This is a genomic window from Bradyrhizobium sp. USDA 3397 (genome assembly GCF_054060965.1).
This window is the reverse complement of record NZ_JBSSDS010000001.1, coordinates 6,346,494-6,370,950: the sequence shown is the minus strand read 5'-3', so window position 1 is coordinate 6,370,950 and position 24,457 is coordinate 6,346,494. Positions and strand designations below refer to the sequence as shown.

Genomic DNA, 24,457 nt, shown 5'->3' with positions numbered 1-24,457 from the left:
CCCCAGCCTGCACTTCACTTTAGTTTTTGATGTCGTCTGGCTGGCGCGCGCTCGCAACGCGAGCGACTGGCTGGCTGATTGTCTCAAGAGGCGGGCGAGTTCCCCGCTGTCGGAAATGGTTACGTGGCAACACTCTGACGGTCAATGACATCGGGTTACAGTTTATATCGATTGTAAACTGCGACGGTTGGAATGCGCTTGGCGCCACCTGTACAAACGGGCGGTACCCCAGCTTTCGAAAGCGCATCACACCGACAATGTCAGCAACATCAGGAGACAGCAGCGGCAGCGCGGCAGGACCGGCACAAAGGCCTTCTGCAGCAACGCGAACTCTCACCATGCGCGGCAGCCGCATCGACAGCCGCGAGCTGTTTGCCGCCGAGCGCGAGATCATCATTGCGCATGGCGAGGACAGCTATCGTCTCCGCCTGACCTCGCAGAACAAGCTGATCCTGACGAAGTAACTGCAATGACATGTTGCCGCACCCTCGCCCGTCTCCTGCTCTCCGGCGGACTCGCGTTCGCGTCTGCTGCGCACGCCGCGGGCATCACCGTGCATGACGCGCGCAATCGCGACGTCACTGTTACCGATTTTGCCCGCACGGTGTCGATCGGCGGCGCCATCACCGAGATCCTCTATGCGCTGGGATTGGAAAGCCGGCTGGTCGGCGTCGACACAACGAGCCTCTATCCGGCGGCGGCACTGCAAGACAAGCCGAATGTCGGCTATGTGCGCCAGATCTCGGCCGAAGGCGTGCTCGGTCTCAACCCGACGCTGATCCTGGCGATCCAGGGCTCGGGCCCGCGCGAGACCATGGACATCCTGGAGACGGCGAAGGTGCCGCTGGTGCTGGTGCCCGAGACCTTTTCCGAGGAAGGCCTGATCGAGAAGATCAAGCTGGTCGGCCATGCCATGGGCGTTGATGCGCGTGCCGAATGTCTCAGCGCCGCGGTCGGCGCCGATCTTGCACAGCTCCGTGCCCTGCGCGCCAAGGTAACGAAGCCGGTGCGGGTGATGTTCGTGATGTCGCTCCAGAACGGGCGGGCGATGGTGGCGGGCCACAAGACCGCGGCGGATGAAATCATCCAGCTCGCGGGCGCTGCCAACGCGGTCGAGGATTACGACGGCTACAAGGTCATCAGCGACGAGGCGATCGTGGCCGCAAAGCCCGATGTCGTGCTGTCGATCGAGCGCGGCAAGGATTCGCTGCAGGCCGATGCAGTCTACACGCATCCCGGCTTTGCGCTGACGCCGGTCGCGGCCAACAAAAGTTTCATTGCCATGGACGGGCTTTATCTGCTCGGTTTCGGGCCGCGCACCGCGGCGGCGGCGCGCGATCTCTCGGTCAAGCTCTACCCGGCCTTGGCCGAGGGCGGCGCGTTCGCGTCGGCGCTGTCGACGGCGAATTGCCGGCAATGAGCGTAGCGGTCGGGATCAAAGCACGGAGCCCGCGACACAGCGCGGGACGGCGGGCCGCATCGTTCGCGATTCCCCTTCTGCTCGCGGTGCTCCTGGTCACCGCGATCGCCGCTCTGACGGTCGGCGCCGCCGGCATCCCACTCTCCCGGCTGCCATCCGCGCTGGGCTTGGCCGGCGAAAGCACGGCCATGACGGCCCGCGACCAGCTCGTGCTGTGGTCGATCCGCATTCCCCGGATCGCGGCGGCGGCGATGATCGGCGGCCTGCTTGCCGCGGCCGGCGCGATCATGCAGGGGCTGTTTCGCAACCCGCTCGCCGATCCCGCCCTGGTCGGCGTCTCCAGCGGCGGCGCGCTCGCAGCCGCGAGCGCGATCGTCTTCACCGATTCCCGCTTCGGCGAGGCGCTGCGCTTTCTCCAGACCGAGCTGTTGCCGCTGGCGGCCTTCGCGGGGTCGCTGGCGACCACCGCAATCCTCTACGGCATCTCCAGCCGCTCGGGGCGCACCTCGATCGCGATCTTCCTGCTCGCCGGCGTCGCCATCACCGCGATCGCCAATGCGGGCATCGGCCTCCTGGTATTCATCGCCGACGACCGTCAGCTGCGCGACATCACGTTCTGGATGCTGGGCTCGATGAGCGGCGCGACCTGGACCAAGGCCGCCGTGCTCGCGCCGGTGCTCATTGCCGGACTCGCAGGCTGCGTCTTCATCGCGCGCGGCCTCGACCTGCTGGTGCTCGGCGAGGCCGACGCCTTTCACGGCGGCGTCGACGTCGAGCGCCTGAAGCGGATCTCGATCGTGATGGTCTCGGCCATGACCGGCGTCGCTGTGTCGATCAGCGGCGTGATCGGCTTCGTCGGCATCGTCGTGCCGCATCTGCTCCGTCTCGTGATCGGCCCGGCGCATCGCCTGCTGCTGCCGGCCTCGGTGCTGTCAGGCGCGATCCTGATGGTCGGGGCCGACACGCTGGCGCGCACCATCGTGGCGCCCGCGGAGATGCCGATCGGCATCCTGACGGCGGCCGTCGGCGCACCCGTCTTTCTCTTCATGTTGCTGCGGCAGCGCGGGCTCGCCGCGCTATGACCGCAGTGCTCGAAGCACGACACTTAGGCAAGCGCGCCGGCCGCGCGACATTGCTTGACGGCGTCAGCCTAACGGTTGCGGCCGGCGAGATGATCGCCATCATCGGCCCGAACGGCGCCGGCAAGTCGACGCTGCTGCGGCTGCTCTCCGGCGATCTCCGCCCGAGCGCCGGAGAGGTACGGCTCAAGCAGCGCGACATCGGCAGCTTCGCGCCGCGCGAGCTCGCCGCGCGCCGCGCGATGCTGTCTCAGCACATCAACGTCACCTTCCCCTTCACCGTCGAGGAGATCGTGCTGATGGGCGCGGGCGAGCGCAGCTTGCGCGAGGCCGGCCCGCTCGTCGACGCCGCGCTGGACGAGGTCGGGCTTTCTCATTTCCGCGAACGGCAATTGCCGACGCTGTCAGGCGGCGAGCAGCAGCGCGCCCATTTCGCCCGCGTGCTGGTGCAGCTCGCCTGCGGCGAGGCCAAGCACGGCCCCGGGCTCTTGCTACTGGACGAGCCGACATCGAGCCTCGATCTGCGCCACCAGATCGACCTCGTCGAAGCGGCGCGCCGCCGCGCGGCAGCCGGCACCGCCGTGATCGCGATCCTGCACGATCTCAACCTCGCGATCCGCTTTGCCGACCGGCTCGTCGTGCTGGCCGGCGGCAGGCTCGCCGCGGACGGTCCGCGTGCCGATGTCGTCACGCGGGAGAGGATCCGGGATATTTTCGAGATCGACGCGGACGTGCATCAGGTTGACGGCGTGCCTTATGTGCTGCCGCAGTCGATGCGGGCTGCGGGGCAAGCTGAACTGCCGCCACGGTGAAGGTGCGCTCCCTCGCCCCGTTCTTACGGGGAGAGGGTTGGGGTGAGGGGCCTCTCTCCACACGCGAGATGGTCGAGAGACCTGTACCCCCTCACCCGGATTGCATCTTCGATGCAATCCGACCTCTCCCCGCAAGCGGGGCGAGGTGAAGCTGCGCCACCTGTGCAGGAAATCAGCCCGCCGGCACGATCACCATGTTCCTGTCCTTCGGCCAGCGGACGCGCCAGGCGAAGTTGATGTCGCGGACCTCGCCGGGCTTGGCGTCGAACGACCATTGCAGCACCCCGCGCTTGTCGCGGATGTTGCTTGCGGTGGGCTGGGTGCTCGAGGGCAGCATCTCGACGACGATGTCCTCGTTCTCGCTGACCGGCAGCTGGTCTTCGATGGAGACCTTGATCGGGAAGTCGTGGCCGTTGCGGATCGTGGTCTTGAACGCGCGCTCGTCGGTCTTCGACGTCGTCAGGAGCAAGCCGGCCGAACCTTCGTTGCGCTTGAGCACGGCGCGCTCGATTTTCACCTTGTCGTCGGCGCCGAAGCCGAGCCGCACGATGTCGTCCTTGGCGGACGCGGTGATGTTGCCGCGGCCGACGTAGACGCCGCCGCGGTAGATCGCGACCTTGCCGGGCAGCAGAATGGCGTCGTCCGCCTGCTTGAAGCTGGCTTCGAGAAACGCGGTCGGATCCAGCACCGGCGCGGCGCGCACCGCGAGGTCGGCGGGAACATTGACGGAAGCGATGCGGAGACTCTTGGCGCCTTCGGCCGCGCCGAGGCTGACACGGCCCGGAATTTTGAAGGTGGCCTGGAAGTCGCCCATCTCGGCGACGGCCTGTTGCTCGTCGGTCCGCTCGGTCGTTTCTGCGACCTTGGACATGGGCTCGTACTGCGCCGAACGCTGGCGGACGGTTGGCGCGGGGCGGGCCAGATCCGAAGTCGTGCCGAGCGCCGGCGGCTTCGGCACTTGCGGATACTGCGCTACCAGCGAGTTCAACTCAGGGGCACTGCCGCCGCGGCTGATGCGGACCGTGGAGACGCCGAGCGTCACGTTCGACCAGTCCTCGCCGGTCGACTGCGTGACCTCGGCGCGACGAACCAGCTCGAGCTGCGGCTTGCGGTCCTTGGCGCCGGTGTCGAGCCGGGCGTCGTAGAGCGGCACCCAGCGCGCGTTGCGCACGGTATAGGTCACGCGCAGCGTCGCCTTGGTCGCGGCGGCCGAGGCGACGTCGATCCGCACTTCCAGCTTGCTCGGCGGCTTGGCCGAGCGCTCGGCTTCCAATTCCGCGATCTGGCGGTCAAGCTCGCGCTGTTTTCGGGTGGCTTCACGAATGGCGGTGTCCGCAGTCGCGACCTCCTCGGCGACAGCCGCAAAGGCCGTGCGCCATTCGGCGATCGGACGTGCCTCGCCCTTCTCGCCGAGGCCGGCCGGCGAAGCTTCAGCAAAACGCTGCGCAAACTTGCGCCGGGCATTGGCGGAATCGATCGCGCCCTGCAGATCGGCCCGTTGATCCCTCAGCGCTTCGATGCGCTTGTCGAGGTCGGGCAGGTTGACCGGCGGCGCGGCCTTCGGCGGGCGTGCATCGATCGTGCCGATGGTGAGCTTGGCGCCCGCCTCCCCTTCGACGCGGAGGGAAGACGGGTCGAGCGAGAGCGGAAAATCCTTGGCCACCAGCGTCGAGTCGCCGGAGGCGAGATCCAGCGAAATGACGCGGGTGACGGTGGCGCCATCGGGATAGACGGTGACCGTGTCGATCGTCGAATTGGCGTCCACGTTGGCCGCCCATGACGGCGATGCGAGCGCCGTGGTCACCAAGACCAGCCCCGTGGTTGCCAAATATCTTGCGGTGATGCGCATGAAGTCCCTCCTGCCGGTATCGCCGCGCCGCCAGCCGGACGCGCGCGATGAGATGCCTCGCCATTGTGGTTGGACGCGGCAGGGAAGGAACCGGTTCGATTGAGACTTCCGTGGGGCGCCGCCGCGGCGGCACCATGTCTGTGGAACGCTCGGTGGTCCGGGCGGCTTCAGGCCTGGGCCTAAGAGCCCTGGCCGAAAATGCGCCGGAGCAGATCGGTCACGTTCTTGGCGCCGGCCTTCTTCAGAACGCCGGCGCGGTAACCTTCGACGGTCCGCGCGCTCAGATGCATCCGCCGGGCGATCTCCTTGTTGGTAAGGCCGGCGGCAAGATGCTCGAGCACGTCGGCTTCGCGCGCGGTCAGAGGCTCACAGCCCGGCAGCCAGCGTTGCCGGATCGCCCCGGGTTGCGCGAATTGATCGATGGCGGCATCGATCCGGTTGACGATGTCGTGGGTGCGGAACGGCTTTTCGATGAAGTCGGTCGCGCCGCTCTTGATGGCGTCGACCGCCATGGCGATGCTGCCATTCGCCGACGTCACGAGCACCGGCGCCATGCAATTCTCCTCGCGCAGCTGCCTGAGCACCTCGAGAGCGGAGCGATCCGGCGGCATCTCCAGCAGCACACAGGCTGGCATCCGCGCCTTGGCTTCCGAGAGCAGAGAGGCACCATCGGCAAAGCAGATCACGTCATAGGCGCTCTGTTCGAGCGCGGCGGAAAGTTGTTCGCGGGAGGCGGCGTCGGTGTCGATGACGAATACCTCGCCCTTGGAAAGCATGTTCCCCGGCATAGTCCCGATCCAGCAATGTCTTGGTCAAATGGCCCGAGACGGCCGGGGCCCCGTCGCGCCCGCCGTCATGCGCACGGCATTCACGCCAGTGCTTCGGTTTCCCCCTTATGTATGTTCCATCCGGTTCCTGGATTTGACGGATCGGGACAGAAACTTTACATTTCGGGACATCTGCGGGAATGGCTGACAGGAACGGTTTGCATGACCGACCTCATTCGCAGCGCAGGCTTGAGCTGTTACCCCGAGGTCGCCCGGTCGGCCGGGCTCGACCCCAGCCAGATGATGCGCAAGGTCAGGCTGCCGCTGGCCTGCCTCGACCAGCCGAACATCCCTATCGCCGTCACCGGCATGCGCCGCCTGCTCGAACTATCGGCAAAGGCCTCCGGTGCAGAGGATTTCGGCCTGCGTCTCGCCGAGCGCGGCGGCCTCACCAATTTCGGCGCGGTCGGCCTGATCGTGCGCGAACAGGCGACCGTCGGCGAAGCGATCGAGGCGTTTTCGCGCTTCATCCATATCCATCACGACGGCATGCGGCTCGAGGTCAGGCGTGACGAGCGGACCGTGACCATCACGCTGCATTTGCGCGGCCGGCGGCCGCGCGCGCCGCGGCAGTCGATCGACATGGCCCTCGGCAGCGTCCACCGCATCATCCAGTCGCTGTTCGGCGGCGATTGGCGGCCGCTCGAGGTGCATCTGCACTACCCGCCGCCGCTCGACCGCAAGCGCTACCGCGACTTCTTCGGCTGCCGGGTGACTTTCAATGCTGATGACGATGCGATCCTGCTGTCGGCGCACGACATGGAGCGCCGGATCCCGAGCGCGCATCCCTTGATCGCGAACTACCTGCGCAAGCGGATCGAGGCGATCGAGAGCAGGCCGGCAAGCTGGGAGGCGAAGGTCGACGAGGTGGTGCGCAGCCTTCTCGCCAGCGGCGATTGCACGGTCGAGCGCGTCGCCGAGCATCTGGCCTGTACCCGCCGCACCATCCACCGCCGCCTCGCCGCATCGGGCACCAGCTTCTCGGCCATCCTGGACGCGCAACGCGCCGATCTCGTGATCCAGCTGATCGAGGATCCCGCCCGGCCGCTGGCCGACATCGCGGTGCAGCTCGGCTTCTCCGCACAGAGCGCAATGGCGCGCTGGTTTCGCGGCCGCTTCGGCTGCACCATCACCGAGTGGCGCAAGGGCGTGCGGCCTTCCTCGGCGCCACCCTCGGCGAGTGCCGCCTGACCTCAGCGTGCCGGAGCGGGCACGCCCATCGTGGCGAGCGCCCGCCGCCCGCTGCCGGCGAGCAGCGGACCAAACGCGAGGGCAAATCCCAGGAAGGCGAGAATCCAGCCGCAGGCGGCGATGTGCAGCAGCACGTCGCCATACGCGGGCAACACGACGGCACCGACCCGGGCCAGAGCCGCAATGATGATTGCAGCATAGATTCCCTGGATCGCCGGCGAAGCCGTCAGCGCCTGTCCGGTATGGCCGAGGCTGGCGCGGGTCATCACCGCGAGCGTCATCGTTCCCGCCGCACCTGCCATCCAGGCATGGATGCCGGCGCTCAGCGGCAGCTCGCCGAAGGCGGCGACGGCATTCAGGATGAAGCCGAGCGGCACGAAGACATAACCGACATGAAGGATCAGCAGCAGCCGCTCCCGCGTGGTGCGGTCGCCGGCCCAGCGTGCAAGCCGAACCAGATGCAGCACGCCCACTGCTGCCATCGCGACGCCGGTGATCATGTTCAGCGGTGCCGTGATCCATGCGATCAGCGCCAGCGCGCTCAAGCCGATCACCGCGCCGTCAAATCGTCCGAACGGCACCGGAAGACGGCCGGGATTGAACTTGACCAGCCAGTTGCGGGTGAAGCTCGGAATGATGCGGCCGCCGATCAAGCTGATCAGCAGAATGACCACGCCGATGCCGATGCGGATGCTGACGTCGGCCGCGCCTGCGTAATACGTCTCGACATGGAAGGCGATGTTGCCGGCGAGCAGAACCAGCACCAGCCCCACCACGGGCAGGTTGCGCCAATTGCCGCCTGCGATGATCTCGCGCGTCGCGGCGGCAACGACCAATGCCAGGAATGCGGCATCGACGACCAGTGCAAACGCCCAACCGGTATTCGCCGACAGCGTCACCGCGACGCGTCCGGCAAGCCAGACCGTCACCAGGCCCGCGAGCGGCGCGCTCTGGATCGGCAGGCGCCCCGTCCAGTTCGGGATGGCGGTGAAGAGGAAGCCGGTGATGACCGCCGGCAGGAAGCCATAGAGCATCTCATGGATGTGCCAGTCGCGCGGCGCGAACGCGGAGCTCACCGACAATTCGCCGTAGAACATCGGCAGCCAGACCAGGATCGACAGCGCCGCCTGGATTGCGGCGAGCAGGAAAAAGGGGCGAAAGCTGTTCGCAAACAGCGGCCAGCCCGCAAAGTTGCGGGATCGGGCGCCAGCCATGGGTCAACTCCAATCAATTCAGACCGTTACTCAGATCGTTATTTGGAAAAATACTGCCGCCGGGCCGCCTCGTTTTGCGCTAACGCAAACTACCTGGCGATTGCAGGTGCCATCACACTCCCCGATGCCAGGGAGGCAGAATGGCCAAGGTCGACACATCGCTGGTTGCGCATCTGCCGCTGTTTGCGGGGATGACGCCGGAAGCTCTCGACGAGATCCTGCGTGAGGCCCGCTCGGCGCGCTATCCCAAGAACAGTGCAATCTTCGAGCAGGGCGCGGACGCGCAGTCCTTCTTCCTGCTGCTGCACGGCCATGTCCGCGCGGCCAAGACCACGCCGGCCGGCGAGCAGATCGTGGTGCGCTATGTCGCGCCCGGCGAGACGTTCGGTCTCGCGATGGCGATCGGAGCCGCGCGGTATCCGGCGACGGCCATGGCCGTCGACGACAGCGTCGTGCTGATCTGGCCAACCTCGGCCTGGCCGCGGCTGGTCGAGCGGTTTCCGGCGCTCGCCGCCAACACGCTCCAGACCGTCGGCACGCGGCTGCAGGAAAGTCACACCCGCATCCTGGAAATGTCGACCCAGCAGGTCGAGCAACGCATCGCGCACGCGCTGCTGCGCCTCGCCAAGCAGTCCGGCAGGAAGCGCGACCACGGCATCGAAATCGACTTCCCGATCAGCCGCCAGGACATCGCGCAGATGACGGGCACCACGCTGCACACCGTCAGCCGCATCCTGAGTGGCTGGGAGAGCCAGGGCCTCGTCGAGAGTGGCCGCCAGCGCATCGTTCTGCGCGAGCCGCACAAGATCGTGGTTCTGGCGGAGCGGAGCGCCGACAGCGGCGCGGCATGAAAGCCGAAGCATCCCTCCTCAAGATAGTAGGGTGAGGGGCGCTTGCGCTTACGACGCAAGCGCGCCCTCATCCGGGAATCCGCGCACACCTGCGCGCTTCCTGACCGTTTCACGCCGGCACGCACTCGCTCAATGCGGCGAGGAACTTCTCGCGGTCGATGCCATGCTCGCGGCAGGCGTCATCGACCGTGTGGAAGGTTGCGATCGGACAGCCGACGCAAGCCATCCTGAAGGCGAGAAACACGCGGATCGTATGCGGCGCCGAATGCATGATGTCATCGACCAGATCGTCGGATCGGAAGGGCATGGACAACTCCATTCCGATCGACGATAGCGGCGCGGGACCGAGTTTCTTTGCTGGAGCGCAAGCTGCCTTGTCATTCCGGGGCGCGCCGCTTGGCGCGAGCCCGGAATCCATTGTGCAACGGATTGCGTGGAAGGATGGATTCCGGGCTCGCGCTTCGCGCGCCCCGGAATGACAGGGAGCTACACCGCCCGACTGTGCAACCGCTTGCCTGGATCCAGATGCGCATCGAACGCGGCGGCGACGCTGCGGACCAGGAAGCGCGAATCTCCGGCGACGGCGAGCCGCTCGCCGTCCAATCTCACGACGCCGTCGGAGATCAGCGGCTTCAGACGCGATGCCGATTTCAGCATGACGTCGGCCTCCGCCCCGTGGCGCGCGCAGATGTCGCCGAGATCGGCACCGAACTCGCACATGATGCGTTCGATGATGTCGGCACGCAGCCGGTCGTCATCGGTGAGGCCATAGCCCTTCGCGGTGGCGAGGCGGCCGGCAGCGATGCTCTGCGCATAGGCGCCGATCTGTACCTCGTTCTGGACATAGCCCTGCGGCAGATGTCCGATCGCGCTGGCGCCGAAGCCGAGCAGGACTTCGCTCCGGTCGGTGGTGTAACCCTGGAAGTTGCGCCGCAGCGTGCCCTGCTCGAACGCCACGGCCATGGCATCGTCGGGCCGCGCGAAATGATCGAGCCCGATCTGCACGTAGCCGGCCTCTTTCAAGGCATTGGCGATGGCGCAGGCTTGGTCGTGGCGCGCAAGGCCGTCGGGCAACACGCCTTCGTTGATCATGCGCTGGTGCTTCTTGAAGTCCGGCACGTGAGCATAGCCGAACACCGAGAAGCGGCTGGGCGCGAGCGCGAGGCTGCGCCGCACCGTCTCCAGGCACGAGGCCACGGTCTGGTGCGGCAGCCCGTAGATCAAATCGAAATTGATGCCCTCGATTCCGGCGCCGCGGAGCATCTCGACCACGGACGCCGTCTGCGCGAAGCTTTGCACGCGGTTGATCGCCCGCTGCACCACGGGATCGAAGCTCTGCACGCCGAGGCTCGCGCGGTTGACGCCGGAGAGCCGCATCGCCTCGACCATGTCCGCGGTCAACGTGCGGGGATCGATCTCGACCGCGATTTCGGCCGAAGGCAGCACAAAGAATTCCTGGCGCATCGTCGCCATCAATTCGGCAAAGGCGTCCGGCGCCATGATCGTCGGCGTACCGCCGCCGAAATGGATGTGCTCGACCTTGATGCGGTGGCCGATGGCTTCGGCGGTCAGCGCGATTTCGCCGCGCAGCGTCCGCTGGTAGCCGGCGACGAGATCGTCGCGGCGGACGATCTGGGTATGGCAGCCGCAGTACCAGCACATCTCGCGGCAGAACGGCACGTGCAGATAGAGCGATGCGCTGGCGGCCACCGGCAGCTCCGCCAGCCAGCGGGCATAGGCGTCCGGACCGATCGCGGGTGTGAAATGCGGTGCGGTCGGATAGCTGGTGTAGCGAGGCAGGCGCTCCTCGCCGTAGATCGCCGCAAGATCAGCTCTCATAAGTTACCCATTCGTAAATCCCCGCCGCGCGCGAGACATCGCGGCAAATCACGGAATGAACTCAAATAACCAGGATCGGCGGACCCGACTTTGCGCTCGCGCAAAGCGGAGGCGCCGGTTCCCGGCCATTGTGAGAAAAATCGCGGCCATCCGGAGCGTTTGCCATGAGGCTTTTCGCACTCGAACTCATTCTCTCCCTGCTCGACGTCCGCGGCCATATCCCGCGTTTCGACGACTTCCGGCCGGTCCCGGCCGCGCCGGCCCCCGTCGGCGTGGTGCGCGCCCTGGCCGCCGCGATCGCCGTCTTCACCGCGCTGTCGCTGGCGGTCTGGGGATTGGTCTGGCTTACCGTGAACCTGCTCTGACCGGCCGCACCTTCGTCAAGGCTTGCATTGCGATCTCATCCCCGCGCATGAGCCGTGGCGATCGAGATCGCAATGCAGTCTGAACATGCAAACGAGTTGCTGCTGAATTGACGCGCGGCCCCGATCGGCATCGCGCCTGCGGACGCGGTGAGTCGGCCTCGCCCGATCCCTCTCTTTCGAGAACCCAAGTCCTGTTGCGGAGGTGAATCCGGCGGAAGCTTGTCGCAGCACAAACACGCTTTCCGTAACAGGCGCACACTGCACTCCGTCATCAAAACCATTTCAGATGAAGGATGCTTCCGATGTTCACCCGCAGAGCCGCATTGATCAGCGCCGCCGCGACCGCCCTGATGTTGGCGACCCCGGCTTGCGCCGCCGGCGATCTCAAGCTGCCGCGTCAGAAGGTGGAGCTGGTCGCTCCGCCCTTCGTGCACGCGCACGAGCAGGCCACGACACAAGGCCCCAAGATCGTCGAGTTCAGGATGACGGTCGAGGAGAAGAAAGTCGTCGTCGACGACAAGGGTACCACCTTCCAGGCGATGACGTTCAACGGCTCGATGCCGGGCCCGCTCATGGTCGTGCACGAGGGTGACTATGTCGAGCTGACGCTGGTCAATCCCGCGACCAACACCATGCCGCACAACATCGACTTCCATTCCGCGACCGGCGCGCTCGGCGGCGGCGAGCTCACGCTCATCAATCCCGGGGAGCAGGTCGTGCTGCGCTGGAAGGCGACCAAGACCGGCGTGTTCGTGTATCACTGCGCACCGGGCGGCCCGATGACCCCCTGGCACGTCGTCTCGGGCATGAACGGTGCCGTGTTGGTGCTGCCGCGCGAGGGGCTGAACGACGGCAAGGGCCGCGCGCTGAAATACGACAAGGTCTACTATATCGGCGAGCAGGACATGTACGTGCCGCGCGACGAGAAGGGCAATTTCAAGTCCTACGAATCGCCGGGCGAAGCCTTCACCGAGACCGAAGAGGTGATGAAGAAGCTGACCCCGACCCATGTCGTGTTCAACGGCAAGGTTGGCGCGCTCACCGGCAAGAACGCGCTCACCGCGAAGGTCGGCGAGAACGTGCTGATCGTGCACTCGCAGGCCAATCGCGACAGCCGTCCGCATCTGATCGGTGGCCACGGCGACTATGTCTGGGAGACCGGCAAGTTCGGCAACGCGCCCGAGGTCGGGCTCGAGACCTGGTTCATCCGCGGCGGCTCGGCGGGAGCTGCGCTATACAAGTTCCAGCAGCCCGGCATCTACGCCTATGTCACGCATAATCTGATCGAGACGGCCAGTCTCGGCGCCACCGCGCACTTCAAGGTCGAAGGCAAGTGGAACGACGATCTGATGATGCAAGTGAAGGCGCCTGCCGAAATACCTCCTGCCAGCACCAACTAGACGCGATGAAGGGGCCGGTCATCGCCGGCCCCTTTTTTCCTTCTGCGGAGGAATGATTGTCCTGATCGCATTCAAGCTCAAGCTGGCACTTGCCTGCGCGGCCGGGCTTGCGGGGCCGCTGGGCGTTGCGCCTCTGGTCTCGGAGCTGACGATGCGCCATGCCGTCGGCGAGCCGGCCTTGGTCGAGGTCGCCCCGGGCAGCTTCGCCTATCGCGAGGCCGGCGATTTCACCCGCGGCGGACAGCACGCGGAAGCGCCGATGCGCACCATCCGGATGAACCGGCCGCTGCGCATCATGCGGAATCAGGTCGCTTCATCCGACTATCAGCATTGCGTGCAGGATGGCGCCTGCCGCGCACTCGATCGCGACGTCGCAATCGCCCCCGATCGTCCCGCAGTGCAGGTGAGCTGGCACGACGCTGAGGCCTATGCAGGCTGGCTGTCGCGCAAGACCGGCCATCAATACCGCCTGCCGAGCGACGAGGAATGGGCCTTTGCCGCCGGCTCCAGATTCCGGGATGACGGGGTACCGGTTGATGCAAGCGACCCTTCGAAGCGCTGGATCAGCCGCTACGAGCGCGAATCCGAACGCGACCTCTCCGACACCACGGCTCATCGCTTCGGCAAGTTCGGCCCGAACGAGCATAGCGTCGAAGACCTCGCCGGCAATGTCTGGGAGTGGACCGCGACGTGCTTCGTGCGCTCGCGAGTCGATGATTCCGGCAATCCCGGCCGCGCGACCATGAATTGCGGTGTAAGGGTCGCCGAGGGCGCGCACCGCGCCTATGTCACCGACTTCATCCGCGACGCCCGTGCCGGCGGCTGCGCCGAGGGCGTGCCGCCCGCCAATCTCGGCTTCCGCCTGGTGCGCGAGGAGACGTGGTGGCTGGCCAGCGTCTCGCAGCGCTTGAGCAAAGCGTGGCCGGCAGGATCATAGGGCGCCAATCATTTCCCATGACCGTCGCTTCAGTATTAGAATGAGTCTAAAAGATACTTTGGAATTGCTCTAAGCTCATGCCCTCGCGACATCGCGTCGCTAACGTTGTCTCACCGCCTGCGCTACTCAATCGGCGTTCAATCTCGCGCCTGGGAGCAGCCCTTATGATCTATCTTCGCGTCCTCGCCGCGTCTGCGGCGGTGTTGAGCCTAACCACGTCTTTCGTGTCGGAGGCAGCCGCCAATGGCGAGGTCAACGTCTATACCTACCGCGAGACCAAGCTGATCCAGCCGCTGTTCGATGCGTTCACCAAGGACACGGGCATCAAGGTCAACGTCGTCTCCGCAAGCTCCGGTCTGGAGCAGCGCATGAAGGCGGAAGGGGCCAACAGTCCGGCCGACGTGCTGCTGACGGTGGACATCGGCCGCATCGACGAGGCCGTGCAGGCCGGCGTCACCCAGCCGATCAAGTCGGAGGCGGTCGACAAGGTCGTGCCGGCGCAATATCGCGATCCGGACGGACACTGGGCCGGCATCTCCATGCGCGCGCGCGTGATCTATGTCTCGAATGATCGCGTCAAGCAGGACAAGATCACCTATGAGGAGCTCGCCGATCCCAAGTGGAAGGGCAAGATCTGCATTCGCTCGGGCCAGCACATCTATAACAACGCGCTGTTCGCGGCCTACGCGGCCAAGTACGGCGAGGCCAAGGCCGAGGAATGGCTGCGCGGCCTGAAGGCCAATCTCGCACAGAAGCCGTCGGGCGGCGATCGCGAAGCCGCGCGTGACGTCGCCGCCGGCAAATGCGATATCGGCATCGGCAACACCTATTACTGGGCGCTGATGATGAACAACGATCCCGAGAAGAAGCCGTGGGCGGAGGCGACCCGCGTTATCCTGCCGACCTTCGAGGGTGGCGGCACCCACGTCAACCTCTCCGGCGTGCTGCTCGCCAAGAACGCGCCCAACAAGGCCAACGGTACCAAGCTGATCGAGTGGCTCGTCAGCGAGCAGGCGCAGCAGATGTATGCCGACCAGAACTACGAATATCCGGTTCGGAGCGGTGTCGCCGTCAATGCGACCATCGCCGGCTACGGCAAGCTCGTCCCGGATCCGTTGCCGATCGCAAAGATCGCCGCCAACCGCAAGGCTGCGGCCTCGCTGGTGGATAAGGTCGGCTTTGACAACTGATCTCTGGCGGCCCACGTCTATCGAACTGCTGGAAGCTACGAGCACACGGCCTCGATCGAGGGGCCGTGTGCGCGCCGGTCGCGCCGCAACCGCCATCGCGATCGCAACCGCGATCCTGGTCGCGGCGCCCGTGATCTCGATCGTTGCGCTGGCTCTGCAGCCGGCGTCCGATGTGTGGCACGACCTGATCAACTACGTGTTGCCGGCCGCCCTTCTCGACACTGCCCTTCTGCTCGTCGGGGTCGGCGCGGTCACACTGCTGATCGGCGCCGGCACTGCGTGGGTGATGTCGCGCCACGATTTTGCCGGCCGGGGCATGCTGCTGTGGCTGATGCCGCTGCCGCTGGCGATTCCGACCTATCTTGCGGCGTACGTCTATGCCGATCTGTTCGAACCGCTGGGCCTGGTGCATCGCACCCTGGCGACCTGGCTGCCGCTCGGCGATGCTCTCGGCCTTCTGCCCAACCTCCGCTCGCTGCCGGGCGCCATCTTCGTGATCGGGCTCGTGCTCTATCCTTACGTCTATCTCTCGGCGCGTGCGACGTTCCAGGTTCAGTCAGCCGAATTTGCGGAAGCGGCCACGACGCTGGGCGCCGGCCGATGGACCATCTTGTGGCGCGTTTCACTGCCGATGGCGCGGCCGGCGCTCGCGGTCGGCGTGGCGCTGGTCGCGCTGGAAACGCTCAACGACATCGGAGCCAGCGAATATCTCGGCATCCGCACGCTGACGGTCTCGATCTTCACCACCTGGCTCAACCGCGGCAGCCTCGCCGGTGCAGCGCAGCTCGCATGCCTGATGCTTGCGATCGTCGCCGGCCTGATCGCGATGGAGCGTTACGGCCGTCGCAACGCCAGCATCGAATTCTCGGCCGAAAGCCCGCATGTGAGGCGGCGAACCCCGCTGTCGGGCGCAAGAGCGTCGATCGCGTTCGCGGTCTGCGTGCTGCCGGTGCTGATCGGCTTCGTGGTCCCGCTGTTCTATCTGGCGCATCAGGCTCTCGGCCGCGGCCTGCTTGCAAATTTCGACCCGCTGCTGTGGCGCCACACCTTCCATTCGTTTGCCTTTGCAGGGCTCGCAACGCTCATGGCCTTGATGCTTGCGCTCGCCACCACGATCGCGCATCGCTTACGGCCGGATCCTGTGCGCTATGTCGCGCTGAGCATCGCGCAGGCCGGATACGCGCTGCCGGGCCTCGTCATCGCTCTCGGCCTGCTCACCCCGGTCCTGGCGGTCGACAATGCGCTGAGCGCGGTCGCGACCTGGACCGGACGTTCGCTTCCCGGGCTGGTCCTGGTTGGCTCCGGGATGGCCGTCGTGATCGCCTACACGATTCGTTTTCTGGCTGTGCCGGTCGGCATGATCAAGGCCGGGTTCGACAGCATTCCGAGCGACTATGACGAGAGCGCGCGCGCGGTCGGCGCAGGCCAGGGGGTCATGTTGAGGCAGATCTATCTGCCGTTGCTCCGGCCCGCGATGATTGGCGCCGTTATCATCATGTTCGTCGACTGCCTGAAGGAGCTGCCGGCAACGCTGCTCCTGCGGCCCCTCAACGTCGAAACGCTGTCCACGTCGATCTACCAGTACGCAAGCCGCGGCAATTTCGAGGACGGCGCGCTCGCGGCGCTCCTGATCATCGCCGCGAGCATCGGCCCGGTTGCCTGGCTGACCCGGTTCTCCGAGGTGCCGAGCGGCCCCGCTTGAAGGGGCACATCGTCCGCACATTCATGGCGCTTCGACGAATTGATAGCAAACGCTTGGTTGTCGCCGGCGCCTGCAACCTGCTCAAATCTTCCGCGCGAACATGCGAAAACCGGGCGCGCCGATGATTGCCTCGAAATTCGGATCGCGCTTCTCTTCCGCGAAGACAAAACCCGCCTTCGCGTAGGCGCGCTCGGCCGGCTCGTTGCCGATCAGGAACGATATCGTCGCCCGGGCAAACCCAGCTGCCCGCCCGTTGTCCAGCGCATGCGCGATCAACGCCTGCATCAAGCCGCGACCACGATAGGCAAGGTCGGTCGCGACATGCTCGATCATCCAATCGCCCTCGCCGCCCTGGACCCAGCAAACTCGCGAATAGGCACCGCGCTGGCGGATGGCGTCGAGCTCTGACGCCGTCAGCCCAATTGAGAGACCGACCTCTTCGACCGCGCGCCATGCCGCCGGTCCGGTGCCGGCTGCCGGCACGGCGCAAAGTGCAGCAGCGGGCTTGCCATCAATCTCGGCGACCAGGAACTGCGAAAAATGCCACATCGACACCGCCCGTGCGACGGCGACGCGCGTGACGAAAGCGAGGCACTCCGCTTCCGGCCAGCCGAGCGCCACGTCGAACCAGCCGCGCGGCCGGTGGCCGCGCATCGAATTCAGGATGGTTTGTGCGATGAATTCGGCATCTTCGGGACGCGCGGACCGTATCGTCATGCGCGCCCCTTTAGACGACCTTACGTGTTCTTCAGCGCGACGCGGAATTCGGCTTCGGTCTTGGACTTGATCTCGTCGAGCGTGACGCCGTCGGCGAGCTCGATCAGCGCCATGCCGCCATCGCCGTGCTTGTCGATGGTGAAGACGGCAAGATCAGTGACGACCATGTCGACGACGCGCTCGCCGGTCAGCGGCAGATTGCACCTCTTCAGGAGCTTCGGGCCGTCCTTGGCCGAATGCTCCATCACCACGACGACGCGCTTGACGCCGGCGACGAGATCCATCGCGCCGCCCATGCCCTTGACCATCTTGCCGGGGATCATCCAGTTGGCGAGATCGCCGTTCTGGGCCACCTGCATGGCGCCGAGGATCGAGAGATCCATGTGGCCGCCGCGGATCATGCCGAAGGAATCCGCGCTCGAGAAATACGAGGTCGACGGCAGCTCGCTCACCGTCTGCTTGCCGGCGTTGATGAGATCGGCGTCTTCCTCGCCCTCATAGGGGAACGGCCCCATGCCGAGCATGCCGTTCTCGCTCTGCAAGGAGACGTCCATGCCATCGGGGATGTAGTTCGAGACCAGCGTCGGGATGCCGATGCCGAGATTGACGTAGTAGCCGTCGCGCAATTCCTTCGCGGCGCGCGCGGCCATCTGTTCACGGGTCCAGGCCATGTGAGTCTCCTGTTGCGCTTAAGCGGCGGTACGCGGGCGGGTGTTGCGGAATTCGATGCGCTTCTTGGCCGTGCCGACCTCGACGATGCGCTTCACGAAGATGCCGGGCGTGTGGATGTGGTCGGGATTGAGTTCACCGGCGGGAACCAGATGCTCGACCTCGGCCACCGTGATCTTCGCGGCGGTCGCCATCATCGGGTTAAAGTTGCGCGCGGTCTTGCGGTAGATCAGGTTTCCGGCGGTGTCGCCCTTCCAGGCGTGCACGATGGCGAGGTCGGCGAACAGGCCGCGCTCCATCAGGTACTTCTCGCCGTCGAATTCCTTCACTTCCTTGCCTTCGGCGATCAGCGTGCCGACGCCGGTCTTGGTGTAGAAGGCCGGGATGCCGGCGCCGCCGGCGCGGATGCGCTCGGCCAGCGTGCCCTGCGGATTGAACTCGAGTTCCAGCTCGCCGGCGAGATATTGCTGGGCGAACAGCTTGTTCTCGCCGACATAGGACGAGATCATCTTCTTGATCTGGCGGGTTTCGAGCAGGCGGCTGAGGCCGATGCCGTCGACGCCGGCATTGTTGGAGACCACGGTCAGGCCCTTGACGCCGGAATCCCGGATCGCGTCCGACAGCTCCTCGGCAATGCCGCAGAGGCCGAAGCCGCCCGACATGATCATCATGTTGTCTTTTAGAATGCCTGACAGCGCCGACTTGGCGTCGGGATAGACCTTGTTCATGAAAAAAACCTCGACTGAACCTTCGGCTGGCGGGCGTCGCGCCTCATTGGCGGCGATTATTAGGCGAAATCGTCCGAAGCCGTCAATGATACGGGGTTCTCCGCTCCGCCCCCGGGTGATAGAAGCTGCCCATGCCGTGGGCATAACCGAGCAGCGGCCTTGAAAGCGTCAAGAAAACCCATCAAGTTGCGGTACTTAACACCATAGGATCTGGGCGTTCGGCACACACGTTTCGCGACCCGCCCTTCTGGCTCCAACGACCAACCCGATCAGGACATGCCATTGACCATGGCCCAAGGAATGAAGCGCCTCGGGACGCCGATCGCGGCGCTGCTCGGCGTCGCGCTGATCGCCCTGATCGCGACCTCCTGGCTCATCAACCGCGACGCGCTGCGCAAGGCGGTCGAAGCGCAGATTCGCGACGTCACCGGGCTCGAGCTCAATGTCGCGGGCAGCATCGAGATCTCGGTGCTTCCGGCGAGCTATATCTCCTTCCGCGACGTCGGCCTCAAGGGCGGCGGCACCAGCGCTCCCGCGCTCCAGGTCGACGTGCTCACCGCGAATTTGCGGCTGCTGCCGCTCCTGCTGCAGCGTTTCGAGATCGCCGACCTGACGCTGCTGCGGCCGCGCATCCACGTCAGCCTGAAGCCGGATGGCGAGAGCAACTGGACGCCCTTCATCCAGACCATCGCACGGACCATGAAGCCCGGGGCCGAGAACCAGGTCTCGTTCTCCGAAATCCGCATCCAGGACGGCGTGCTCGATTACGAGGACGTTGCCACGCGTGCCACCGAGAAGCTGGACGACATCGACCTGTCGCTGGCCTGGCCTTCGATCTCCCGCTCCTTTGCCGCGACCGGGCAGTTCGACTGGCGCGGCGAGCGCGTCGACGGCTCGATCAGCTTTTCCGATTTCGTCGCCGCCCTCTCCGGCGACCGCTCCGGCCTGAAGGCACGCATCGCCAGCGCGCCGCTCAAGCTCGCCTTCGACGGCAGCGTCGCCAACCGCACCAGCCCGATGATGGAGGGCACGCTCACGGTGGACAGCCCGTCCTTGCGCAATGCGCTGCGCTGGACCGGGCAGCCGCAGCCCGGCAGCGGCGGCTTCGGCCGCTTCGTGCTGAAGGCGCGCGCCAACGTCGTCGGCGCCTCGATCGCGCTCACCAATGTCAATGTCGAGCTCGACGGCAATGCCGCCGAAGGCGTCATGACCTACGCCAATAACGGCCGGCAGACGCTGCAGGCCACGCTCGCCGCCGACGCGCTCGACTTCACACCTTATATCTCGACGTTCCGCCTGCTCGCGAGCGGCGCGCGCGACTGGAACAGGCAGCTGTTCGACCTCCAGGGATTGTCGACCACCGACCTCGACATGCGCCTGTCGGCGGCCAAGCTGACAGTCGGGCCCACCAAGCTCGGCCGCACCGCGATCGGCGCCAATTTGCGCAACGGCACGCTGGCGCTCTCGGTCGGCGAGGCGCAGGTCTATGGCGGTATCGCGAAAGGCTCGTTCGGCATCGCGCGGTCCGATACGGTCGCCGACATCAAGGCGCAATTCCAGTTCACCGACGTGGATCTGCAGGCCTGCGCCACCGAGCTGTTCGGCCTCAACAAGCTGTCCGGCCGCGGCAATATCAACGTCTCGCTCTTCGCCTCGGGCTCGAGCCCGTTCGGCCTCGTGCAGTCGCTCGACGGCAGCGCCACCGTGACCGGGCATAACGGCGCGATCGCGGGCTTCAATGCCGAGCAGTTGCTGAAGCGGCTGGAGCGGCGGCCGCTGTCGGGCGGCGGCAATTTCCGCAACGGCTCGACGCCATACGACAAGCTCACGATCTCGGTGAAATTCTCCGACGGCATCGCAACCGCCGAAGACATCCGCATCGAGGGCCCGGCGGCCAAGATCACGCTGACCGGCACCGCCTCCGTGCCGACCCGCGAATACGACATGAAGGGCGTGGCGAGCCTCAACACGACGTCCGGCTTTCAATTGCCCTTCATGGTGCAGGGCCCCTGGGACGATCCCCTGATCTTCCCCGATCCCGAAAGCCTGATCCGGCAATCGCCTGCGGCGTCTCCGTTCCTCGACCTCCTCAAGCAGCGCATCACCGGCAGCGGAAAGCGCCCGGCGCAGGACGGATCGCCGACAGCCGAGAACGCCAAGGAGAATGCGAAGTCCAACTGAGGATCGCGTTCCTCTGCCGCTGCCCGATGATCGCGAATTGATCGTGGTGAATTGATGCGGCGATTGGATCGATGCGCGCATGATGCATCTCCGCAGTTGAAACGCTACGACCTTGGTCCGACAAGATGCGTTGATTGCGCTACCACCATGCGCTAGTGTTTTATACGACCGGTTAAAACACCGGCCGTTTGAGGGAGAAAAACGTGAAATCCAAGGTTATTGGCGCAGTTTCATTGGCGGTCGCTGCGGTCGGGCTGTTTGCCGCCACTGCGCCCGCATTTGCGCAACAAAAGACGATCACGGTCTGGTGGGTCAAAGGCTTTTACAAGTCCGAGGACGAAGCGCTCGCCGAGACGATCAAGAAGTTTGAAGCCAAGACCGGCATCAAAGTCGAATTGTCGCAGTACGCGATCCAGGACATGATTCCGAAGACCGTCGCAGCGCTCGATGCCGGCACCGTGCCCGACGTCGCCTATTCCGACAGCTACGACGTGCAGGTGCAGGGCAAGTGGGCCTATGAGGGCAAGCTCGAGGACCTCACCGATGTCATGGACCCGATCAAGGGCCGGTTCGTGCAGAACACGCTGGACGCCTCGATCCTCTACAACGACGTCGCCAAGAAGAAGGCCTATTACGGCTTCCCGCTGAAGCAGCAGAGCATGCACGTCCAAATCTGGGGCGACATGCTGGAGAAAGCCGGCTTCAAGCAGAGTGACATCCCGAACGACTGGACCGGCTACTGGAGCTTCTGGTGCGACAAGGTGCAGCCGGCGATCCGTAAGGCCACAGGCCAGCGCATCTATGCCGTCGGCCAGCCGATGGGCGTGGAATCCACCGACTCGTTCCAATCGTTCTACACCTTCATGGACGCCTACCACGTCAAGCTCGTCGACGACGACGGCAAGCTGCTGGTCGACGACCCCAAGGTCCGCGACGGCCTGATCAAGGCGCTGAAGGACTACACCGACACCTACGTCAAGGGCTGCGCCCCGCCCTCCGCGACCACCTGGAAGGACCCGGACAACAACGTCGCCTTCCACAACAAGACCATCGTGATGACCCACAACTTCACGATCTCGATCGCGGCGAAATGGTACGAGGAATCACAGAATCAGAACGTCACGCCGGAACAGCGCGAGGCCGGCAAGAAGGCCTATGAGCAGGACATCGTCACGGCATCTTTCCCCAAGGCTCCCGATGGCTCGACCATCCAGTATCGCTCGGACGTCAAGACGGGTCTGATCTTCACCGCGGCCAAGAACAAGGCCGAGGGCAAGCAGTTCCTCAACTTCCTGCTCCAGGAAGAGAACATCCGTCCCTACATCGAGGGCGCGCTCGGCCGCTGGTTCCCGGTGACGAAGGAAAGCCAGGAAAGCCCGTTCTGGCAGGCTGACAAGCACCGCAAGGCCGTCTACACGCAGTTCAAGGGCGGCACCTCTCAGTTCGACTTCACCAAGAACTGGAAGTTCACCATTCTGAACAACGAGAACGTGTGGGCGAAGGCGATGAACCGCGTCGTCAGCGAAAAGGTTCCGGTCGACAAGGCCGTCGACGAGCTGATCGCCCGCATCAAGCAGGTCGCGGGCTAAGTCGTCCGCCCCTTCTCTCCGCATCACGGCGGAGAGTGCAACAACACACCGGCCGCGTTTCGCGGCCGGCTTCTCTTTGAAGAGTCCGAAAGAATGGCGATCACCCTCTCTGGCGATCAGGCAATACCCGGCCCGCCCCTGTCGTCGCGGCTGACCCCAGCGCAGGTCTGGGGCATCATCCTGCTAACACCCTATCTGCTCGTCTTCCTTGCCTTTGTCGTCTATCCCGTCTGCTACGGGCTCTGGCTGGCACGCGATCCGGCGAACTATGTGGCGCTGTATCACGACCCGATCTTCGCGCGTGCTGCCGTCAACACGCTGATCTTCCTGGTCGTCGGCATCAACATCAAGATGATGATCGCGCTGTTCCTGTCCGGCTTTTTCGCGCAGCAGCGCACCTGGATCAGATGGCTCTCGGTGATCTTCATCCTGCCCTGGGCGGTGCCGTCGATCCCGACCATCCTGTCGGTGCGCTTCATGCTCAATCCCGAATGGGGCATGGTCAACCAATTCATCTTCTCCCTGACCGGCGATGACGGCCCGAACTGGCTGAACGACCCGACCGTCGCGCTGTGCATGGCGATCGCCGTGCACATCTGGAAGTCGCTGCCGTTCTGGACGCTGATCCTGATCACCGGGCGCCTTGCGATCTCGCACGATCTGTTCGAAGCCGCGGAGGTCGACGGCGCCAGCTGGTGGCAGAAATTCCGCTACATCACCTGGCCCTCGATGCAGACGCTCTACGTCACTTGCACGCTGCTCTCGATGATCTGGACGCTGGGCGATTTCAACAGCGTCTACCTGCTCACCGGCGGCGGACCTGCCGACCTCACGCACGTGCTGGCGACGCTCGGCATCCGCTATCTCCGGCTCGACCAGCTCTCGCTTGCGATGGCATCCATCGTCTGCGCGATGCCGTTCGTGCTGCCGCTCGTTTACTTCATGATGAAACGGTTGTCGCGATGAAGCTCCCCTCTCTCCGTGACGTCGCGACGGAAGCGCGGCTGCTGCTGATCGGCATTCCCGTCTTCCTGTGGACGATGATCCCGATCTACCACATGTTCCTGTTCGCGATCTCTCCGAAGGAGGACGCGTTCTCGGGCAAGCTGTGGCCGGACCATCCGACGCTGCACAACTTCGAGATCGTGTTCAAGCAGCAGCACTATTTCCTGCGCGACTTCTACGCCCAGTTCTGGAATTCGACGCTGATCGCAGTCTCCGTGGGCGTGCTGACGCTGTTCATCGCCACCGCCGCCGCGTTCTCGATCTCGCGGCTGAAGGTGCCGGGCGGACGCGCGGTGCTGAACCTCGCGCTGTTCACCTATTTCATTCCTGCGGCGTTCCTCGCGGTGCCGATGTATCGCACCATGGGCAATTACGGCCTGCTCAACAATCACTGGTCGTTGATTCTGGCCATGGTGACGATCGCCTCGCCTTACGCGATCTGGGTGCTGAAGCAGGCCTCCGACAAGCTGCCGGTGGAGCTGGACGAGGCCGCGGTGATGGACGGCGCCACCACGCTGCAGATCTTCCGCCTGGTCTACCTGCCGCTGATGATGCCCTCGCTGGTCGCGATCGGCACCTATGCGGTGCTGCTGGCCTGGAACGAATATCTCTACGCGTTCCTGCTGCTGTCGAACGACCGCGATATCACGCTCCCCGTCGCGCTCGGCAACTTCCTCGCCGCCGACGACTCGCCCTGGGAGCTGCTGATGACCACCGGCTTCATCTACGCGCTGCCGCCGGCCGCGGTCTATTACGCCTTCCGCCGCTACATGGTGGGCGGGCTCACGGCGGGTGCGGTGAAGTCGTAAGCTCTTCTTTCGTCATTGCGAGCCACCGGGTCCGCGCGGAGCGCGGCCCGATGACAGGCTCCGCGAAGCAATCCAGACTACCT

23 protein-coding genes are annotated in these 24,457 nt (G+C 65.1%); 15 read left to right on the top strand and 8 right to left on the bottom strand.

Annotation, left to right across the window (positions count from 1 at the left end; translation table 11 throughout):
- Positions 1 to 257: 257 nt before the first annotated feature.
- Genes ACVWYQ_RS29480 through ACVWYQ_RS29465 form a run of 4 tightly spaced genes read left to right on the top strand, consistent with a single transcriptional unit; the run spans position 258 to position 3,311 of the window.
- Entirely contained in the window at positions 258 to 464 is a 207-nt protein-coding gene (locus ACVWYQ_RS29480) for a hemin uptake protein HemP (RefSeq protein ID WP_271543054.1), read from the top strand.
- Positions 465 to 469: 5 nt separating this feature from the next.
- Positions 470 to 1,420, top strand: a complete 951-nt coding sequence (locus ACVWYQ_RS29475) for a heme/hemin ABC transporter substrate-binding protein (protein WP_271543052.1) — start codon at positions 470 to 472, stop codon at positions 1,418 to 1,420.
- The gene (locus tag ACVWYQ_RS29470; RefSeq protein WP_456726621.1) at positions 1,417 to 2,502 is read left to right on the top strand and encodes a FecCD family ABC transporter permease; all 1,086 of its coding nucleotides are present in this window, start codon (positions 1,417 to 1,419) and stop codon (positions 2,500 to 2,502) included. The genes ACVWYQ_RS29475 and ACVWYQ_RS29470 overlap by 4 nt, the downstream gene beginning before the upstream one ends.
- Complete coding sequence (locus ACVWYQ_RS29465; protein WP_157286871.1) at positions 2,499 to 3,311, top strand: heme ABC transporter ATP-binding protein; 813 nt, start codon at positions 2,499 to 2,501, stop codon at positions 3,309 to 3,311. Before ACVWYQ_RS29470 ends, ACVWYQ_RS29465 begins: the two co-directional genes overlap by 4 nt.
- 172 nt (positions 3,312 to 3,483) lie before the next feature.
- Here the strand turns inward: ACVWYQ_RS29465 and ACVWYQ_RS29460 are convergent, their stop codons facing one another.
- Both ACVWYQ_RS29460 and ACVWYQ_RS29455 read right to left on the bottom strand, forming a co-directional pair.
- Positions 3,484 to 5,160, bottom strand: coding sequence for a mucoidy inhibitor MuiA family protein (locus ACVWYQ_RS29460; protein ID WP_271543048.1), 1,677 nt, complete (start codon positions 5,158 to 5,160; stop codon positions 3,484 to 3,486).
- Positions 5,161 to 5,339: 179 nt separating this feature from the next.
- Complete coding sequence (locus ACVWYQ_RS29455; protein ID WP_157286873.1) at positions 5,340 to 5,948, bottom strand: response regulator transcription factor; 609 nt, start codon at positions 5,946 to 5,948, stop codon at positions 5,340 to 5,342.
- Positions 5,949 to 6,149: 201 nt separating this feature from the next.
- On the opposite strand from ACVWYQ_RS29455, the gene ACVWYQ_RS29450 reads away from it, so the two are divergent.
- The gene (locus ACVWYQ_RS29450; RefSeq protein ID WP_271543045.1) at positions 6,150 to 7,178 is read left to right on the top strand and encodes an AraC family transcriptional regulator; all 1,029 of its coding nucleotides are present in this window, start codon (positions 6,150 to 6,152) and stop codon (positions 7,176 to 7,178) included.
- Positions 7,179 to 7,180: 2 nt separating this feature from the next.
- Here the strand turns inward: ACVWYQ_RS29450 and ACVWYQ_RS29445 are convergent, their stop codons facing one another.
- Positions 7,181 to 8,392 carry an NnrS family protein gene (locus tag ACVWYQ_RS29445; RefSeq protein ID WP_271543043.1) on the bottom strand — a complete coding sequence of 404 codons (1,212 nt, stop codon included), beginning with the start codon at positions 8,390 to 8,392 and terminating at the stop codon, positions 7,181 to 7,183.
- Positions 8,393 to 8,532: 140 nt separating this feature from the next.
- Here ACVWYQ_RS29445 and ACVWYQ_RS29440 point away from each other — a divergent pair, with 140 nt between their 5' ends.
- Entirely contained in the window at positions 8,533 to 9,243 is a 711-nt protein-coding gene (locus ACVWYQ_RS29440; protein WP_271543041.1) for a Crp/Fnr family transcriptional regulator, read from the top strand.
- Positions 9,244 to 9,352: 109 nt separating this feature from the next.
- On the opposite strand, the gene ACVWYQ_RS29435 is transcribed toward ACVWYQ_RS29440, so the two are convergent.
- Entirely contained in the window at positions 9,353 to 9,550 is a 198-nt protein-coding gene (locus tag ACVWYQ_RS29435; RefSeq protein ID WP_157286877.1) for a DUF1858 domain-containing protein, read from the bottom strand.
- Between the two features lie 179 nt (positions 9,551 to 9,729).
- Positions 9,730 to 11,082: an oxygen-independent coproporphyrinogen III oxidase gene (gene hemN / locus ACVWYQ_RS29430; RefSeq protein WP_404546078.1), complete on the bottom strand. Its 1,353-nt coding sequence runs from the start codon at positions 11,080 to 11,082 to the stop codon at positions 9,730 to 9,732.
- Positions 11,083 to 11,246: 164 nt separating this feature from the next.
- Between hemN and ACVWYQ_RS29425 the strand changes: the two genes are divergently transcribed.
- The 5 genes from ACVWYQ_RS29425 to ACVWYQ_RS29405 all read left to right on the top strand — a co-directional run bounded on the left by ACVWYQ_RS29425 (position 11,247) and on the right by ACVWYQ_RS29405 (position 16,676).
- On the top strand, positions 11,247 to 11,447 hold the full coding sequence (locus ACVWYQ_RS29425) for a hypothetical protein (RefSeq protein ID WP_404546076.1): 201 nt from the start codon (positions 11,247 to 11,249) through the stop codon (positions 11,445 to 11,447).
- Positions 11,448 to 11,749: 302 nt separating this feature from the next.
- On the top strand, positions 11,750 to 12,847 hold the full coding sequence (nirK, locus tag ACVWYQ_RS29420; protein ID WP_456726620.1) for a copper-containing nitrite reductase: 1,098 nt from the start codon (positions 11,750 to 11,752) through the stop codon (positions 12,845 to 12,847).
- Between the two features lie 52 nt (positions 12,848 to 12,899).
- Positions 12,900 to 13,784, top strand: coding sequence for an SUMF1/EgtB/PvdO family nonheme iron enzyme (locus ACVWYQ_RS29415; RefSeq protein ID WP_456726619.1), 885 nt, complete (start codon positions 12,900 to 12,902; stop codon positions 13,782 to 13,784).
- Positions 13,785 to 13,948: 164 nt separating this feature from the next.
- Positions 13,949 to 14,974: a Fe(3+) ABC transporter substrate-binding protein gene (locus tag ACVWYQ_RS29410; protein WP_404546070.1), complete on the top strand. Its 1,026-nt coding sequence runs from the start codon at positions 13,949 to 13,951 to the stop codon at positions 14,972 to 14,974.
- Positions 14,975 to 15,041: 67 nt separating this feature from the next.
- Positions 15,042 to 16,676: an ABC transporter permease gene (locus tag ACVWYQ_RS29405; RefSeq protein WP_404546068.1), complete on the top strand. Its 1,635-nt coding sequence runs from the start codon at positions 15,042 to 15,044 to the stop codon at positions 16,674 to 16,676.
- Between the two features lie 81 nt (positions 16,677 to 16,757).
- On the opposite strand, the gene ACVWYQ_RS29400 is transcribed toward ACVWYQ_RS29405, so the two are convergent.
- Genes ACVWYQ_RS29400 through ACVWYQ_RS29390 form a run of 3 tightly spaced genes read right to left on the bottom strand, consistent with a single transcriptional unit; the run spans position 16,758 to position 18,790 of the window.
- Positions 16,758 to 17,393: a GNAT family N-acetyltransferase gene (locus ACVWYQ_RS29400; RefSeq protein WP_404546066.1), complete on the bottom strand. Its 636-nt coding sequence runs from the start codon at positions 17,391 to 17,393 to the stop codon at positions 16,758 to 16,760.
- Between the two features lie 20 nt (positions 17,394 to 17,413).
- Positions 17,414 to 18,064, bottom strand: a complete 651-nt coding sequence (locus ACVWYQ_RS29395; RefSeq protein WP_035998776.1) for a CoA transferase subunit B — start codon at positions 18,062 to 18,064, stop codon at positions 17,414 to 17,416.
- An 18-nt stretch (positions 18,065 to 18,082) separates the two neighbouring features.
- Positions 18,083 to 18,790: a CoA transferase subunit A gene (locus ACVWYQ_RS29390; protein WP_035998773.1), complete on the bottom strand. Its 708-nt coding sequence runs from the start codon at positions 18,788 to 18,790 to the stop codon at positions 18,083 to 18,085.
- Positions 18,791 to 19,078: 288 nt separating this feature from the next.
- Between ACVWYQ_RS29390 and ACVWYQ_RS29385 the strand changes: the two genes are divergently transcribed.
- From ACVWYQ_RS29385 to ACVWYQ_RS29370, 4 genes are all read left to right on the top strand, one after another.
- Positions 19,079 to 20,971 carry an AsmA family protein gene (locus ACVWYQ_RS29385; RefSeq protein WP_198399966.1) on the top strand — a complete coding sequence of 631 codons (1,893 nt, stop codon included), beginning with the start codon at positions 19,079 to 19,081 and terminating at the stop codon, positions 20,969 to 20,971.
- A gap of 203 nt (positions 20,972 to 21,174) precedes the next feature.
- Positions 21,175 to 22,560: an ABC transporter substrate-binding protein gene (locus ACVWYQ_RS29380; protein ID WP_271543023.1), complete on the top strand. Its 1,386-nt coding sequence runs from the start codon at positions 21,175 to 21,177 to the stop codon at positions 22,558 to 22,560.
- Positions 22,561 to 22,653: 93 nt separating this feature from the next.
- Positions 22,654 to 23,526, top strand: a complete 873-nt coding sequence (locus tag ACVWYQ_RS29375; protein WP_128264147.1) for a carbohydrate ABC transporter permease — start codon at positions 22,654 to 22,656, stop codon at positions 23,524 to 23,526.
- Positions 23,523 to 24,374, top strand: coding sequence for a carbohydrate ABC transporter permease (locus tag ACVWYQ_RS29370; RefSeq protein ID WP_036041159.1), 852 nt, complete (start codon positions 23,523 to 23,525; stop codon positions 24,372 to 24,374). Before ACVWYQ_RS29375 ends, ACVWYQ_RS29370 begins: the two co-directional genes overlap by 4 nt.
- The last annotated feature ends 83 nt before the right edge of the window (positions 24,375 to 24,457 follow it).